The sequence below is a fragment of the Oxalicibacterium faecigallinarum genome (assembly GCF_014635705.1).
GTDB lineage: Bacteria > Pseudomonadota > Gammaproteobacteria > Burkholderiales > Burkholderiaceae_D > Oxalicibacterium > Oxalicibacterium faecigallinarum.
This window is the reverse complement of the sequence record NZ_BMDI01000001.1, coordinates 925,880-941,099: the sequence shown is the minus strand read 5'-3', so window position 1 is coordinate 941,099 and position 15,220 is coordinate 925,880. Positions and strand designations below refer to the sequence as shown.

The following is a 15,220-nucleotide window of genomic DNA, read 5'->3' as shown; positions in this document are numbered from 1 at the left end:
ATTCCTTTTCGGCTTTTATTCATAAGGCGAAAACAAACCGCATGAATCTTCTAGATCAACTCGTCACGCAAGCCCAGACCGATTTTGCCGCTGCACCCGATGCGGCCGCTCTGGAAAATGCCAAAGCAAAATATCTCGGCAAGACCGGGCAGATCACCGAGCAGATGAAGAGCCTCGGCAAGCTGGCACCTGAAGAACGCAAGGCGCAAGGTGCCGTTATCAACGCGGCCAAGGAAAAAATCGAACAGGCACTGACAGCGCGTCGTGATGCGCTCTCGAATGCGCAGATGGAAGCACGTCTGAATGCAGAAGCCATCGATGTCACCTTGCCTGGTCGCGGTCGTGGCACCGGCGGTATTCACCCCGTAATGCGCACCTGGCAGCGCGTTGAGGAAATTTTCGGCTCAATCGGTTTCGATGTGGCAGATGGTCCCGAAATTGAAAACGACTGGACCAACTTCACCGCATTGAACAGCCCGGAAAACCATCCAGCGCGTTCAATGCAGGACACCTTCTACATTGAAGGAAACGATACACTTGGCAAGCCTTTGCTGCTGCGTACCCATACCAGTCCGATGCAGGTGCGTTATGCCCGCATGAACAAGCCGCCCATTCGCGTGATCGCGCCTGGCCGTACCTATCGGGTCGACAGTGATGCGACGCATTCGCCGATGTTCCACCAGGTCGAGGGTCTCTGGATCGACGAGAATGTCAGCTTCGCCGATCTCAAGGGCGTGTACCTCAACTTCGTCAAAGCCTTCTTCGAGACGGATGATTTGCAAGTGCGCTTCCGTCCATCCTATTTCCCATTCACAGAGCCATCGGCAGAGATCGATATCGCTTTTGGCAGCGGTCCTCTCAAAGGGCGCTGGCTGGAAGTGTCAGGCGCTGGTCAGGTGCATCCGACCGTGCTGCGCAATATGGGTTTTGATCCGGAACAGTTCATCGGTTTTGCCTTCGGTTCGGGCCTCGAGCGCCTGACGATGCTTCGTTATGGCATCAACGATCTGCGTCTGTTCTACGAAGGCGATTTGCGTTTCCTGAAGCAGTTCAATTAAACGGTGGGCAGGTTGCGCGATGCCGTATGCATTGCGCGCGCAGATCTGCATTCCTTTTTTGTATTTGTGATGTTTGTGGCAAAAGGTTTTTAAATCATGCAATTTTCCGAAAGCTGGTTGCGTACGATGGTCAATCCGAACATGACGTCGGATGAGTTGGCGCACATGTTGACGATGTCGGGTCTGGAAGTCGAGGAAGTCGAACCGGTTGCGCCGCCATTTTCCAGCGTCGTTGTGGCTGAAGTACGCGAGATTGCCAAGCACCCGGATGCAGACCGCCTGAATGTCTGTCAGGTTGATGCTGGCACCGGTACGTTGCTCAACATCGTGTGCGGTGCGCCAAACGTGCGTGTCGGCATGAAGGTCGCCTGTGCGATGGTCGGTGCCGTTTTGCCGCCGGGCGAGGATGGCAAGCCATTCAACATCAAGCTTGGTAAATTGCGCGGTGTCGAATCGCAAGGCATGTTGTGTTCAGCGAAAGAGCTCAAGCTGTCGGATGAGCAGGGCGGCTTGATGGATTTGCCATCGGATGCGCCAGTCGGACAGAATTTCCGTGACTATTACCAGCTTAATGATCTGAAGTTCACGATCAAGCTGACACCGAATAAGGCGGATTGTCTGTCGGTGTTGGGCGTGGCGCGCGAAGTGGCTGCCTTGACCGGTTCGACACTGAAAGCGCCAAGCTATCAGCCCGTTGCGGCAACGATCAGTGATGTGCTGCCAGTTCGTATCGATGCGCCGGATCTCTGTGGTCGTTTTGCGGGCCGTATCATTCGTGGTTTGAATGCCGAGGCGCAAACACCGGAATGGATGAAACAACGTCTGGAGCGTAGCGGCCAGCGTCCGATTTCGGCATTGGTCGACATCTCCAACTATGTCATGCTGGAGCTGGGCCAGCCGACGCACGTGTTTGACCTGGACAAGATCCAAGGCGGCCTGACGGTGCGCTGGGGCAAGCAAGGCGAATCGCTGAAGCTCTTGAACGGCAATACGGTGGCGATTGACGAGTGGATCGGCGTCATTGCCGATGACAAGGAAATCGAATCGCTCGCCGGCATCATGGGTGGTGATGCCACGGCGGTGTCGCTCGACACTCAGAACATCTATCTGGAAGCGGCTTTCTGGTATCCGAATGCAATTCAGGGGCGCGCCCGTCGTTTCAATTTCTCGACCGATGCAGCGCATCGTTTCGAGCGAGGTGTCGATTTTGCCGCGACGGTGGAACGTATCGAGCGCATCACGGCATTGATCATCGAAATTTGCGGACAAGCTGGTAAGACAGTTGTCGGTCCTGTCGATGACCACATCGTCAATCAACCGGCGCGTGCTGCGGTGGCCGTGCGCACCGCACGTGCGGCCAAGGTGATCGGCGTGGCGTTGAATGATGATCAGATTGCAGACATCTTCAAGCGTCTGGGACTTGCCTTTACCCAAGGTGACGGTACATTCTCTGTGACACCGCCTTCGTATCGCTTCGATATCGAGATTGAAGAAGATCTGATCGAGGAAATCGCTCGTGTCTACGGCTTCGAGAATATCCCGGCCTTGCCGCCGGTTGCTGCCAATGCGATGCGCATTGCACCGGAAAACAAACGTTCGTTGTTCACGATTCGTCGCCAGTTGGCCGATGCCGATTATCAGGAAGTGGTGAACTACAGTTTCGTCGAACAGGCATGGGAAGCAGATTTCGCCGCCAATACCGATCCGATCCGTCTGCTCAATCCGATTGCAAGTCAGATGAGTGTCATGCGTTCCTCCATGGTCGGCAGTCTGATCGCCAACGTGCGCTATAACCTGAATCGCAAGGTTAGCCGTATCCGTCTGTTCGAGATTGGTGCTGTCTATTTGCGTAATACAGTCAAGGAAGACGGTCCATTGTCTGTTGCCGGTTTTGATCAGCCCAAACATGTTGCCGCGATTGCCTATGGTCCGATTGCCGACGAACAATGGGGACAGGGTGCGCGCAACGTCGACTACTTTGATGTCAAGGCGGATCTGGAAGCACTGCTGGCGCCGAAGAAACCCACTTTCGCCAAATGCGATCATCCTGCCCTGCATCCGGGGCGTGCCGCCCACGTCCTGCTCGATGGCAAACAAATTGGCGTGATTGGTGAGCTGCATCCTCGTTGGCAGCAAAAATATGATTTGCCGCTGGCGCCTGTTCTGTTCGAAATCGAAGCGGCTGCATTACAAGAAGTCGGGCTGCCCGTGTACAAGGAAATTTCCAAGTTTCCGGCTGTCACGCGCGACCTCGCTTTGGTGGTTAAGCAGCATGTCAGCATGCAGGAATTGCTCGACGTTTTCGATGCGGAGAAAGCGGCTAATCCAGCATGCAAGATTTTGCAAGTGGTTGTTTTATTTGATGAATATCGTGGCAAAGGATTGGAGGCAGATGAAAAAAGCCTTGCTTTCCGCTTCACCTTGCAAGATACTCAAACGACCCTGCAGGACGATCTGGTTGATGCTGCCATGAACGCATTTGTCGCTGCGGCAGGTAAGCATCTTGGTGCCAGATTGCGCGCTTGACGCAGCAGGGAAACACAATGATGAATGACGTGAATTCAGCAGAACTTCAATCCGTACTGACAGCCGACCTGAACCGGGCCATGCTCGAGTCTCAGGTGCGCTCGCAGGCAGAAAAAGATCTCCCGACCCTGACCAAGGCCGAGCTGGCAGAGTTGCTGTTCGAGCAAGTTGGCCTCAACAAGCGCGAAGCCAAGGATATGGTCGAGACTTTTTTTGATGAGATTCGTGATGCCCTGGAGCGGGGTGAATCGGTCAAGCTTTCTGGTTTTGGCAACTTCCAGTTGCGCGACAAGCCGCAACGTCCTGGTCGTAATCCTAAAACCGGTGAAGAGATTCCTATCACGGCGCGCCGTGTCGTCACCTTCCACGCCAGTCAAAAACTCAAGGGTATGGTGGAAGACACTACGCAACATGCCGTGACGCAGACGCCAGCCTGATAGATGACAGAACGTCTCAATAAACCGGAACCGGTGGTCTTGCCACCGATCCCCGCCAAACGTTACTTCACCATTGGTGAAGTCAGCGATCTGTGTGGCGTCAAACCGCACGTCTTGCGCTACTGGGAGCAGGAGTTCACACAACTCAAGCCGGTCAAGCGTCGCGGCAACCGCCGCTACTACCAGCACCATGAGGTCTTGCTGATTCGTCGCATCCGTGAGCTGCTGTATGAACAGGGCTTTACCATCAGTGGCGCGCGTAACAAGCTGGACAGCCGTATTCATGATGCGAATGCAGATGATGTCGTTGTGCAGGAAGAGGCTCAAGCGCAAAGCGCCCAACTGACGGCGATTCGTACCGAGCTGCAAAGCATTCTGGCGCTGTTGAAGTGAGCTTGGCGATGCAGGACGATGGCAAAACTAGATGTCGCTCTGCTATAATTCCCGGCTCGTCGGGGCGTAGCGCAGCCTGGTAGCGTACTTGCATGGGGTGCAAGGGGTCGTGTGTTCGAATCACACCGTCCCGACCAAAAAATCGAAAGGTTACATTCGTCAAGGATGTAGCCTTTTTTGTTTTTGACTCACCTATCTCACAAGAAAATTGCCGTTTTTTAGGAATCAATTGCCGACCTGATGTTCCAAGCAACCAAAGGACCGGCTGCCATGTGCGTTATCATGGGCAGCTTGATCGGTTTATTTTTGATGAGGAGATCGGCATGGCGCATGAAGAAAAGCGAGTGAAGAACAAGTCACATTACGAAACCTACAAAGGCTGGGATGTCTCGGTGCAGATTGCTGCACATTTGTCCGGTGCAGAAGTCGATAAGGCGTTTCCCGAATTTATGCCGCGTATCTTCGTGACCGAGTATCACGGTGGTCGAGACTTCACAAGCAAGGAAGTGATAGATGGTCAATCGTATCCGACGCAGGAACAATGCATCGAGCGCGGCATCATCGCTGCGCGTGAATATATCGATCGAAAGACGCTAAAAGCTGCGTGAACTGGTTCGGTTGAAATGCACCCAAAAGAAAAAAGCCCCATAAGGGGCTTTTTTATGGCCCGCTAGCGCGAGCAGAAGGGTCAAGATTTTTTGTTGATGGCATCAGCCTTGTCACGCAGCTTGTCGGCAACGGCAAATTCCGATTGGGAATCCACGCTCATCATTTTGTCGCTGTTTTGACGATCATTCTGCTTTTTGCTGTGGCTGGCTTGTGGCGCGTTTTTTTTCGACGAATTATTTTGTTTTGTATCTCGATTCGACATGCTTGACTCCTTCACTTATTGATCACGTTTTCATCGTATCCGGCTGTGTATCGGCTGCGTATCGGACAAGCTGACGACTCGACGTCGGAAAATCCGTCATCAGTGGCCTTGCTTCGCTGCAATGATGCGCACATGAAAAAAGTTGAAGAAAATCATGTGCTTGTCTCAGTCTTGCACGGCTTATCCACAGGATGATCCACAGTTTTTCGGGATAAGTCACGGCACGAGCTTCATTCCTATTTGTACTGACAGAGGGTGAGGATTCGTCCTACAGGCAAAGGGTTGTCTCGCTGATTTTGCCTTCAGTCATCCTTGTTTATAGTGGACTATGAAAGATTTCATAACACCTCGCATGAAAGGAGAGCATCATGGCCAAGGAAAACGATAAACTAGTACCTGCAAAACCTGCTAACCCGACAACGCCCGGACATGCAAAAGATCCACGTTGGATTGCCGGAGACAGAATTGCAAAAGACAATGAAGAGAAATTGGGTAAGGATGATCTGGACGACAAGGACGAAAAAATCGGCGGCTGATCTCGCTGCCGGGTCCGTATTCATAAAAAGCGTGGTCGCATCATGACCGCGCTTTTTCAATTTGAGCAGGATGGTCGATATGCATTGCGACGCATACCGATGATCGTGCGATTCAATCTGGATGCCATTGGTATTAGATTCGATTTTCCGGCGTGGGCCGTCTTGACTCGGGAGGAGCGGCAAGAACTCGTTGACCTGCCGTGCACGACGGACGCACAAAAAGCACGGTATCGACAACGCATACTCGACATGTTGGCTCCCCACGCTGAATTACCCGACCTTGGTCTGGAAGACATTGCTGTGGACTCGGACCCACCATGGCGCTCGTCAACTGTACCCGCCGATGTAGTAGATACCTTGTCAGAACTGGATTTGCCGATCCCTACCGATGTGCATTGGCAGGCCTTGAGCGATCTCCAGCGCTTCGTGCTGATCAAGCTGACGCGTCGAGGTCACAAGAATGCGAATTTGCAGGCCGCACTCGATGAGTTCGGACTGAACGAGGACGGAATCGCTTAATTGATAATGCAAGCTTCTTCCTGTTTTCCTACATGGGAATCAGGTATTAGCTGATAGATGGGCTTGCCGAGTCTCGGTACACTGCAACGCATCATCACCGGAGCCGGCGGTTCGAAAATATACCGGCACCAATTCTTCAGTTGCATGCGGTCGCATCATCTCGGTTGAACGGCAAATGGCCCGTTCAACATCAGCAGGAATCCCCTACAATCGATGAATTCCGAAATGGCTTTCGGCATTTAGAATTTTTTGCGATTGGATGTGTTCCCTATGCCTCTTCATATCAGCGCCGCGTTTGATGGTGGTGCCATCGACGTCGTTCGTGCGGACGAACCGCATGCCATTGAACTCAGGCTCCGTAAAGACAGTCATGCCGATATCGCGCAATGGTTCTATTTTCGCCTGCACGGAGCGCGTGGTCAGCGCTGCTCCATGCGATTTCTGAATGCGTCGGAGGCGACGTATCCGGATGGCTGGCAGGACTATCAGGCGGTGGCAAGCTACGATCGTGAGCACTGGTTTCGTGTACCGACGACCTTTGACGGCAGGGCCATGACGATTGCGCATACGCCACAACATGACGATATCTACTATGCCTACTTCGAGCCTTATTCATGGGAGCGTCATTTACGTTTGCTGGCACGCTCGCAAATAGCTGCACATGCGCGTATTGAACATCTGGGTAGTACGGTCGATGGGCACGATCTGGACATGATCGTAATCGGCAACCCGGCGGCGCGCAAAAAAATCTGGGTGATTGCGCGGCAGCATCCGGGCGAGACCATGGCAGAGTGGTTTGTCGAAGGCATGGTCGATGCCTTGCTGGATACGCAAAATGAAACCGCGCAGCAGGTATTGGCGCATGGTGTCTTCTATCTTGTTCCCAACATGAATCCGGATGGCGGTATTCGTGGCAATCTGCGTACCAATGCGGCCGGTGCCAATCTCAATCGTGAATGGATGACGCCATCGATTGAAACCAGTCCAGAAGTTTTCTACGTCAAGCAGCGCCTACATCAAACGGGATGCGATCTATTCCTCGATATTCATGGTGATGAGGGATTGCCGTATGTGTTTGTCGCCGGTAGCGAAATGCTGGAAGGTTTTACTGAGCGCCAGATGCAGGAACAAACGCTCTTTATCCAGCGCTTGCAGCAGGCTAGCGAGGATTTTCAAACAGAGTTTGGCTATCCATCAGGGAAATATCGTGCCGACATGCTCAAACTGGCATCCAAATACATCGGGCATACATTCAAATGCGTTTCGCTGACGTTGGAAATGCCATTCAAGGACAATGCGCGCACGCCGGATGCCAAGGTTGGCTGGAATGGCGCGCGTAGTGCAGAACTGGGGTGCGCCATGCTGCATCCGATTCTGGATAACCTCAAGCGGAGCGCACGATGAGTGTAGAGATCGAGCGGAAATTTCTGGTGGTTGGTGATGCCTGGAAGTCGCTGGGTACGGCGACGACGTTACGGCAAGGTTATCTATCGTCACATCCTGATCGCGTAGTGCGGGTACGCGTAGAAGGGCAGACGGCGACTTTGACGATCAAAGGCAAGAATCAGGGGATCAGCCGTGGTGAATGGGAGTATGGCATCCCGCTGGAAGAAGCCAATGCCTTGCTCAGCAATCTGTGCGAACGGCCCCTGATCGAAAAGATGCGCACGCGTATCACCCATGCGGGCATGGTTTGGGAGGTGGATGCCTTCTCGGGCGACAATGCGGGTCTGGTAGTTGCCGAGATCGAGCTGGAGAGCGAAACGCAACGTTTCGACAAACCGGACTGGATTGGTGCAGAAGTGTCGGATGATCCGCGTTACTTCAACGCCAATCTGCTCAAGCATCCGTTTAGCAAATGGGAAGCTTGAGCGTGTGACGGATCAATGCAGGTGTTCGGTCGTTGTGGCTTCTTCCGGCATTTCTGCATGCACCAGTTCGGCGTCAGGATCAGGGAAGAGCGGGGCACCGCAATCATCGCAGAACTCCATGGAGAATTGCTCGATATGGCGTTTGATACGGATGATGCCGCATTCTTCTAGCAGGGCATGGATTTCTTCAATTGGCGACTTTGGAGGCGCCTCACCCGCTGCAATCGCGTCGGTCCTATCTTCGGACTCATCGCCTTCCTCGTCACCGTACAACGGCCAGATTACGCCGTATAGAACGTCCGGTTGATTGACTGGTGCAAAGCCAATGCGATATTCATCCACGCGACCTTCTTCGCTGGACTCTTCTCCAAAACTGCCAATGATGGCTTGCAAGGCTGCCGGCTCGATGTTGAGGGTGTGCACCAGATAATGCACGGCGGCGCGAATCGATGCAGGACGGATCTGTTTATCACCCTCCCGGCATGCGACGAAATACGCTTCAGGTAGCAACAGTTCAATCCCGCAACCGGGGAGCAGGCGGGCAATGTTCGGCAGTGCTTGCGTGTTCCATTGTGCCAATGCGGCATCGCGATCTGCGAGATCGGCTGTAGTTTGCCAGCGGAACATGGGCTCGCCACTTGCAACTGTCACGACTGCCAGCAGATAGCGCGTATCTGCCAGAAATGGCGCCGTTTCTGCTTGCTGCAACGTGGCCTTGATCGGCGTTTGACTAAGCGCTGCCTGTGCCATCTGCTGCGTTAAAACAAAAATGTCGCTATGCGTGCGCGGTAGCTGATCGATCGAGAACAGCATTGGTGCCATGGCCAGTCTGGCATGGTCGGACAGGATGTGTGCATGCAGATGCGCCGAGAGTGTCGTGACCATCTCCGCAGGAATACTGCCGGAGGCGATCGAGAAGCGTGTCCACGCAAGAATAGGTACAGCGATCAACAGGGCATCGTGCTGCACACCATCCAGTTCGATGACGCAGGACTCACTAGCCGCTTCAGCCGCTTCGGTCAGGGCGTCGTAGGCGAGCGGCGCCTGCTTGAACAGATGGTCGAGTGCCGCATCGAGCGTTTCCTGATGGCGTGTACGCAGTAGTTTATGCAGTAACGTTTCAATCTGTTTTTCCCATTGACGTTCTTCGACGCGGCTGGAAGCCTGAATGATGGCCTGGGCGAGCATGGTCAGGCGGTGACCATCGGCCGATAACTTGCGTGAAGCATTTTTGAGAGGGCGACGCATGGAACCTGAATCTGCAATATAGGAATTGTCTATTGTAGTGGAACTATGAACAGACCCATCATCAAATGTAATCGTTGCCATGGTTTGGGACAAATAAAAAAGCCGCATGCGGTGCATGCGGCTTTTTCCGGATTGCTGGGTAATCAGGCTGCCAGCAGCTGACGCAATACGAATGGCAAAATGCCGCCGTGTTTGTAGTAATCGATCTCGATCGGTGTATCGATACGCAGCAAAACGTTCACTTCCTGTGAACTGCCATCGGCGCGGTGAATGACGAGCGTGAGTTCCTGTTGCGGGCGCAGTTCGCCGTCGAGACCTTTCAGATCAAAGGTTTCATCGCCTTTGATACCCAGCGTCGTGACGCTATCGTTGCCGAGGAACTGCAGCGGCAACACACCCATGCCGACCAGATTGGAACGGTGAATACGCTCGTACGAACGTGCGATCACCGCCTTCACGCCCAACAGTTGCGTGCCTTTGGCCGCCCAGTCGCGCGAGGAACCGGTGCCGTACTCTTCGCCGGCAAACACCATGGTCGGCGTGCCTTCGCGTTGATAACGCATGGCGGCGTCGTAGATCGACATTTCTTCACCGGTTGGCTGGTGCAAGGTAATGCCGCCTTCCACGCGCGAACCATCGGCCTTCATCGGGATCATGAGATTTTTGATACGCACGTTGGCGAAAGTGCCACGCATCATGATTTCATGATTGCCACGACGTGAGCCATAGGAGTTGAAGTCGGCTTTCAACACGCCGTTTTCGGTCAGCCATTTACCGGCCGGGCTGCTTTCCTTGATCGCACCTGCTGGCGAGATGTGATCGGTGGTAATGGAATCACCAAACACACCGAGTGCGCGTGCACCCTGAATGCCGGTCGCTGCTGCCGATGGCACCATGCCAAAGTCATTGAAGAACGGTGGCTCGGCGATATAGGTGGACGATGGCCAGTTGTAGACCTGACCTTCGGCCACGCCTTTGATGCCTTCCCACAATTTGCCTGGCGCAGTTTTGACTTGCGCGTAATTGTCCTTGAAGTTCCTGGCATTCATCGCGAACTTCATTAGCTTGGCCACTTCCTGCGTGGTTGGCCAGATGTCGCCCAGATAGATGTCCTTGCCGCCTTTGCCTTTACCGACCGGCTCGGTCATCAGGTCACGCTGTATCGTGCCTGCGATCGCGTAAGCAACAACCAGTGGTGGTGATGCCAGAAAGTTGGAGCGGATGTTCGGATGGATGCGTGCTTCGAAATTTCGGTTGCCCGAGAGAACAGCCGAGGCAACGATATCGTTTTGTACGATCGCTTCGTTCATCGCTGGCGTCAGGTCGCCGGCATTACCGATACAGGTCGTGCAACCATAAGCGGTGACGCCAAAGCCGAGTTTTTCGAGATAGGGCAGCAGGCCTGCTTCTTCCAGATAGGTCGTCACGATGCGTGAGCCTGGCGCGAGCGAGGTTTTGATGTGCGGCGCGACTTTCAGGCCGGCTTCCACTGCCTTTTTCGCGAGCAGACCGGCGGTCAGCAGAACGCTTGGATTGGAGGTGTTGGTGCAGGAGGTAATCGCTGCAATCAGAACATCGCCATTTTTTACTGCCACGCCATCGGAATTGACGTAGGTGGCGCCGAGATCCTCTGCCTTCTTGTTGAACCCGTTTTCTGTCACCGGCTTGACGAACAGATCAGCAAACTGCTGCTTGACGTTACCGATTTCGATGCGGTCCTGTGGACGTTTCGGCCCCGCCAGCGATGGGGCAACCGAACCGAGGTCCAGTGCGACGACGTTGGTGTAGTCGATTTCGCCGGATTTTGGCGTACCGTACAAACCTTGTGCCTTGAAGTAGGCTTCAAAGGCGTCGATCTCTGCCTTGGTGCGGCCGGTACCCTTGAAGTAATCGATGGTTGCATCATCAACCGGGAAGAAACCCATGGTTGCACCGTATTCTGGTGCCATGTTGGCGATGGTGGCGCGGTCGGTCAGCGAGAGCGATTCAGTGCCTTCACCAAAGAATTCGACGAATTTGCCGACCACTTTTTCCTTGCGCAGCAATTCGGTAATGGTCAACACCAGGTCGGTTGCCGTCACGCCTTGACGCAGTTGGCCGGTCAGGTTGACACCGACCACGTCAGGCGTCAAGAAGTAGACCGGCTGACCCAGCATGCCGGCTTCTGCCTCGATACCGCCGACGCCCCAGCCAACAACGCCGATGCCGTTGATCATGGTGGTATGCGAATCGGTACCGACCAGCGTGTCCGGATAGTACACGTCGGTTTTACCTTCAGTTTTTTTGTGGACACCACGTGCCAGATATTCGAGATTGACCTGGTGCACGATGCCAAAGCCTGGAGGCACGACGCCAAAAGTGTCGAAAGCCTGCATGCCCCATTTCATGAACTGGTAACGCTCATTGTTGCGCTGGAATTCGAGGCGCATGTTCAGGTCCAGCGCTTTCTTTTCACGGAAATGATCGATCTGCACGGAGTGATCGACGACCAGATCGACCGGCACCAGTGGTTCGATATTTTTTGGATCCTTGCCCATGCGCGATGCCACACCGCGCATGGCGGCCAGATCGGCGAGCAGAGGGACGCCGGTGAAATCTTGCAGAACGACACGTGCCACGACAAATGGAATTTCGTCGGTACGGGCCGCATTGGGAGCCCATTGTGCGAGTTGCTGCACGTGTTCTTCGGTCACTTTTTTGCCGTCGCAGTTGCGAAGAACGGATTCCAGCACGATACGAATCGAAACGGGCAAACGCGATACATTGATACCGAGTTTCTTGCCCAATGCCGGCAGCGAATAGAACGCACCTTTCTTGGAACCTGAGATATTGAATTCCTTAAGCGTATTCAATGTGTTGCGCGACATGTTGTTTCTCCTTGATGCGTAGATGATGCTGATAGCTGCCGAAATTCAGGTTGCTGTAGCGACTTCGCCGAACGTCGGCTGCAAGATGCGATGTCGCAGGTAATGCAAAGGTGGTACCAGGCAAGACATTGTCTGTCTTGCCGTTTGAAACGTTGTGTTGATTATCCTTTTGCTGCAAATGCCTTTTGCTGTTCAGGATTGCGACATTCGTTTGCCAGTTGTTGTCCCTTGCGTGAATCTAGCAACATGGCTTTGGACGGAATGTTGATCCAGACAATGCCGTAGCGGCGGTTTTCAAAGCGGTTGGCGCCGGTGCTGGTGCCGATACGGCGTAGACGTTCGACCGAATTTTTCCAGCGCAGCGCGATGTACTGATCATCGCTTTCATTATGGTAGGTCGTGATCTTGACGCCAAATTCGCAAGTGTATTCGGTCACGATGGAGCCTTCGATTTCCGCCTTGCCCAAATCCTCTTCCTTTTCATCGGCGATCAGGGCAGCGCCTGCCGATGCTGCGACGGCGGGTTTGGCCGCTTTTTTAACCACGGGTTTCTTGGCGGGGGTTTCTTTGGCGGATGCCGATTGCGCCATGCTCGGCATGACTGTGGCAGACATGCCGAGCATTAGTAGTGCGCAAAACAGTTTTTTCATGCAGAGATCTCCATATTTTTGCATCCATTGCGTTCTGCGCAAGGATCATCAGGTTCATATCATTGTTTGTATCGAGGCTGGCAGCGGAATACCGCTTGCTCTCGCTTTTTGCACGATGGTCCAGTAATAGCGATAACTTGCACGATCATGCAAGGTTCCATTGTGCTGGATTGGTCCCCACTGTACAGCCTGAGCTTGCGACAAAATTGCAGCCGCTTCGTTCACCTCATCCAGTTGCGGTGCCAATGTTTGCACGATTGGACGAATCTGTCCCGGATGGATGCTCCACATCCGCGTATAACCAAACTGACGCGAGGCCAGTTGTGCATCGCTCGTCACAACGCCGAGATCGCGTATTTCCGTGGTGACGCTGTGGGATGGTGTCTTGCCGTGTGCGTGGCAGGCCGCCGAAATTTCGAGTTTGGCACGGGTGACCAGCGGATGGGTAAATTGCGCCGGCGAGCGCATGGCATCACCCGGAATCGCACCATAGTGTGCGGACACAAAATCCATGATGCCGAACGACAGGCATTCGACTTGCGGTAACGCCGCAATCGCATGCACGTCGGCCAAAGCACCGTGCGTTTCGATCAGAACATGGACGGGCAAGTTTTGCCGTCCATTGTGTTCTGCGTGACGATTGACAACGGCAATCGCATCGTCGACATCGTCAGCGCTGCTGACTTTGGGAATGACGACATAAGCCAGTTTCTTTGCCGCATGACCCAGAATGATTTTTATATCTTGTTCAAACAGGGGGCTGGCAACGTCATGGACGCGCGTGCCGATGCGGTTGAAGCGATTTTCCTCGCTTGCAAGCATATGTCCGAGCAGGTGTGCGTGCTGCTCTTCATTGCCATGAGCAGCGCCATCCTCGCAATCGAAGGTGATGTCGAAAACGGGGCCCAGCTCCTGTTGCAGGGCGAGGGATTTTCGCATCAGTTTTTCGGAGCCGGCGTAATGGTCACAGACCGGGATTGAGACCGGAGGGCAGGAACCTTGGAACAGGACTTCAGAAGGGTGCATGTGTGTGGGGTTGGCTTGCTTGGGGGCTGGCTGAACGAAAAGACGGATGGCTGAGCCATCCGTCTTGAAGTATTTCAACTGAGAAGGTGTTTGATGCTTTCGCGTTCCTCAATAAGCTCTTTCAAGCTGAGATCGATATGTTCCTTGGAAAAGGTGTCCATGTCGAGTCCTTCGACAACTTTATATTCACCATTTTCGGTAGTCACGGGAAAGCCGAAGATAATGTCTTCATGGATGCCATATGAACCGTCTGCCGGAATACCCATCGTCGTCCATTTGCCGTTGGTGCCGAGCAACCAGTCCCTGACATGATTGACCGCGGCATTGGCGGCCGAAGCTGCAGAGGACAGCCCGCGCGCCTCGATGATGGCCGCGCCGCGCTTGCCAACGGTCGGCAGGAACACATCGTTGTTCCAGTCTTCGTCATGGATCGCATCACGGACCGATACGCCATCTGCGGTTGCAAAACGATAATCGGGATACATGGTGGTCGAGTGATTGCCCCAGACGAACATCTTGTCGATCGAGGCAACGGGTTTGCCGAGCTTGATCGCAATTTGCGAGACGGCGCGGTTGTGATCCAGCCGCAGCATCGCGGTAAAGTTCTTGCGTGGCAGGCTCGGTGCCGATTTCATGGCGATGTAGGCATTGGTGTTGGCCGGATTGCCCACCACAAGCACCTTCACATTGCGTGATGCAACGGCGTCCAGTGCCTTGCCTTGTACGGTAAAAATCTGAGCATTGGCTTCCAGCAAATCCTTGCGCTCCATGCCGGGGCCACGTGGTCGGGAGCCAACCAGCAGCGCAACATCCGCATCCTTGAATGCCGTCATCGGATCGCTATGTGCGCTCACACCCGCAAGGAGGGGGAACGCGCAGTCCTCCAGTTCCATCATCACGCCCTTGAGTGCCTTTTGCGGCTTTTCATCCGCGACTTCCAGTAACTGCAGGATGACAGGCTGATCCTTGCCGAGCATATCGCCATTGGCGATACGGAAGAGCAGGGAATAACCGATCTGGCCGGCTGCGCCGGTAATGGCAACACGCAAAGGGGCTTTGGCCATTGAAACCTCCAGAAAAGATGATGGGTATCGAATCTGCTGTGAAATGAATTGTATGCCAAGCAATGATACCGGTGAATGCCCGAGAAGTCAGCGCGGTAAATCAGGAGGGAGATCCACATGCGATGCAGTGCATTGCAACGGGTACGCCTGAATG

At 53.9% G+C, this 15,220-nt stretch carries 15 protein-coding genes and 1 tRNA gene; 10 read left to right on the top strand and 6 right to left on the bottom strand.

All coding sequences use genetic code 11. The annotated features are described in order from the left end of the window. Positions 1 to 41 precede the first annotated feature (41 nt). From pheS to IEV29_RS04505, 6 genes are all read left to right on the top strand, one after another. On the top strand, positions 42 to 1,058 hold the full coding sequence (gene pheS / locus IEV29_RS04530; protein WP_188380053.1) for a phenylalanine--tRNA ligase subunit alpha: 1,017 nt from the start codon (positions 42 to 44) through the stop codon (positions 1,056 to 1,058). Between the two features lie 96 nt (positions 1,059 to 1,154). Continuing rightward, positions 1,155 to 3,584, top strand: a complete 2,430-nt coding sequence (pheT, locus tag IEV29_RS04525) for a phenylalanine--tRNA ligase subunit beta (RefSeq protein WP_188380052.1) — start codon at positions 1,155 to 1,157, stop codon at positions 3,582 to 3,584. 20 nt (positions 3,585 to 3,604) lie between these two features. Further along, positions 3,605 to 4,021, top strand: coding sequence for an integration host factor subunit alpha (locus IEV29_RS04520; protein WP_188380051.1), 417 nt, complete (start codon positions 3,605 to 3,607; stop codon positions 4,019 to 4,021). A 3-nt stretch (positions 4,022 to 4,024) separates the two neighbouring features. After that, the gene (locus IEV29_RS04515; RefSeq protein WP_188380050.1) at positions 4,025 to 4,414 is read left to right on the top strand and encodes a MerR family transcriptional regulator; all 390 of its coding nucleotides are present in this window, start codon (positions 4,025 to 4,027) and stop codon (positions 4,412 to 4,414) included. Between the two features lie 60 nt (positions 4,415 to 4,474). Next, positions 4,475 to 4,551, top strand: a tRNA-Pro gene (locus IEV29_RS04510). Positions 4,552 to 4,737: 186 nt separating this feature from the next. Next, positions 4,738 to 5,022 carry a hypothetical protein gene (locus IEV29_RS04505; RefSeq protein WP_188380049.1) on the top strand — a complete coding sequence of 95 codons (285 nt, stop codon included), beginning with the start codon at positions 4,738 to 4,740 and terminating at the stop codon, positions 5,020 to 5,022. An 80-nt stretch (positions 5,023 to 5,102) separates the two neighbouring features. On the opposite strand, the gene IEV29_RS04500 is transcribed toward IEV29_RS04505, so the two are convergent. Beyond that, a complete protein-coding gene (locus IEV29_RS04500; RefSeq protein WP_188380048.1) occupies positions 5,103 to 5,285 on the bottom strand; it encodes a hypothetical protein in 183 nt (60 codons plus the stop codon). Between the two features lie 368 nt (positions 5,286 to 5,653). Between IEV29_RS04500 and IEV29_RS04495 the strand changes: the two genes are divergently transcribed. The 4 genes from IEV29_RS04495 to IEV29_RS04480 all read left to right on the top strand — a co-directional run bounded on the left by IEV29_RS04495 (position 5,654) and on the right by IEV29_RS04480 (position 8,211). Beyond that, complete coding sequence (locus IEV29_RS04495; protein ID WP_188380047.1) at positions 5,654 to 5,821, top strand: hypothetical protein; 168 nt, start codon at positions 5,654 to 5,656, stop codon at positions 5,819 to 5,821. 42 nt (positions 5,822 to 5,863) lie between these two features. After that, complete coding sequence (locus tag IEV29_RS04490; protein WP_188380046.1) at positions 5,864 to 6,340, top strand: nitrate reductase associated protein; 477 nt, start codon at positions 5,864 to 5,866, stop codon at positions 6,338 to 6,340. A gap of 270 nt (positions 6,341 to 6,610) precedes the next feature. Further along, complete coding sequence (locus IEV29_RS04485) at positions 6,611 to 7,744, top strand: M14 family metallopeptidase (protein WP_188380045.1); 1,134 nt, start codon at positions 6,611 to 6,613, stop codon at positions 7,742 to 7,744. Next, a complete protein-coding gene (locus IEV29_RS04480) occupies positions 7,741 to 8,211 on the top strand; it encodes a CYTH domain-containing protein (protein ID WP_188380044.1) in 471 nt (156 codons plus the stop codon). Before IEV29_RS04485 ends, IEV29_RS04480 begins: the two co-directional genes overlap by 4 nt. A gap of 12 nt (positions 8,212 to 8,223) precedes the next feature. Here the strand turns inward: IEV29_RS04480 and IEV29_RS04475 are convergent, their stop codons facing one another. From IEV29_RS04475 to IEV29_RS04455, 5 genes are all read right to left on the bottom strand, one after another. Then, positions 8,224 to 9,459: a DUF2863 family protein gene (locus IEV29_RS04475; RefSeq protein WP_188380043.1), complete on the bottom strand. Its 1,236-nt coding sequence runs from the start codon at positions 9,457 to 9,459 to the stop codon at positions 8,224 to 8,226. 143 nt (positions 9,460 to 9,602) lie between these two features. Next, a complete protein-coding gene (gene acnA, locus IEV29_RS04470; RefSeq protein WP_188380042.1) occupies positions 9,603 to 12,326 on the bottom strand; it encodes an aconitate hydratase AcnA in 2,724 nt (907 codons plus the stop codon). Between the two features lie 161 nt (positions 12,327 to 12,487). Further along, complete coding sequence (locus IEV29_RS04465; RefSeq protein WP_188380041.1) at positions 12,488 to 12,976, bottom strand: hypothetical protein; 489 nt, start codon at positions 12,974 to 12,976, stop codon at positions 12,488 to 12,490. Between the two features lie 54 nt (positions 12,977 to 13,030). Further along, entirely contained in the window at positions 13,031 to 14,002 is a 972-nt protein-coding gene (locus IEV29_RS04460; protein WP_188380040.1) for an HpcH/HpaI aldolase/citrate lyase family protein, read from the bottom strand. Between the two features lie 74 nt (positions 14,003 to 14,076). After that, complete coding sequence (locus IEV29_RS04455; protein ID WP_188380039.1) at positions 14,077 to 15,066, bottom strand: malate dehydrogenase; 990 nt, start codon at positions 15,064 to 15,066, stop codon at positions 14,077 to 14,079. Positions 15,067 to 15,220 lie beyond the last annotated feature (154 nt).

Coding starts and splice junctions, on each gene's coding strand:
- IEV29_RS04505 (WP_188380049.1), top strand. CDS start 4,738: ATGGCGCATGAAGAAAAGCGAGTGAAGAACAAGTCACATTACGAAACC.
- IEV29_RS04490 (WP_188380046.1), top strand. CDS start 5,864: ATGACCGCGCTTTTTCAATTTGAGCAGGATGGTCGATATGCATTGCGA.
- acnA (WP_188380042.1), bottom strand. CDS start 12,326: ATGTCGCGCAACACATTGAATACGCTTAAGGAATTCAATATCTCAGGT.
- IEV29_RS04515 (WP_188380050.1), top strand. CDS start 4,025: ATGACAGAACGTCTCAATAAACCGGAACCGGTGGTCTTGCCACCGATC.
- IEV29_RS04465 (WP_188380041.1), bottom strand. CDS start 12,976: ATGAAAAAACTGTTTTGCGCACTACTAATGCTCGGCATGTCTGCCACA.
- IEV29_RS04455 (WP_188380039.1), bottom strand. CDS start 15,066: ATGGCCAAAGCCCCTTTGCGTGTTGCCATTACCGGCGCAGCCGGCCAG.
- IEV29_RS04500 (WP_188380048.1), bottom strand. CDS start 5,285: ATGTCGAATCGAGATACAAAACAAAATAATTCGTCGAAAAAAAACGCG.
- IEV29_RS04480 (WP_188380044.1), top strand. CDS start 7,741: ATGAGTGTAGAGATCGAGCGGAAATTTCTGGTGGTTGGTGATGCCTGG.
- pheT (WP_188380052.1), top strand. CDS start 1,155: ATGCAATTTTCCGAAAGCTGGTTGCGTACGATGGTCAATCCGAACATG.
- IEV29_RS04495 (WP_188380047.1), top strand. CDS start 5,654: ATGGCCAAGGAAAACGATAAACTAGTACCTGCAAAACCTGCTAACCCG.
- IEV29_RS04460 (WP_188380040.1), bottom strand. CDS start 14,002: ATGCACCCTTCTGAAGTCCTGTTCCAAGGTTCCTGCCCTCCGGTCTCA.
- IEV29_RS04520 (WP_188380051.1), top strand. CDS start 3,605: ATGAATGACGTGAATTCAGCAGAACTTCAATCCGTACTGACAGCCGAC.
- pheS (WP_188380053.1), top strand. CDS start 42: ATGAATCTTCTAGATCAACTCGTCACGCAAGCCCAGACCGATTTTGCC.
- IEV29_RS04475 (WP_188380043.1), bottom strand. CDS start 9,459: ATGCGTCGCCCTCTCAAAAATGCTTCACGCAAGTTATCGGCCGATGGT.
- IEV29_RS04485 (WP_188380045.1), top strand. CDS start 6,611: ATGCCTCTTCATATCAGCGCCGCGTTTGATGGTGGTGCCATCGACGTC.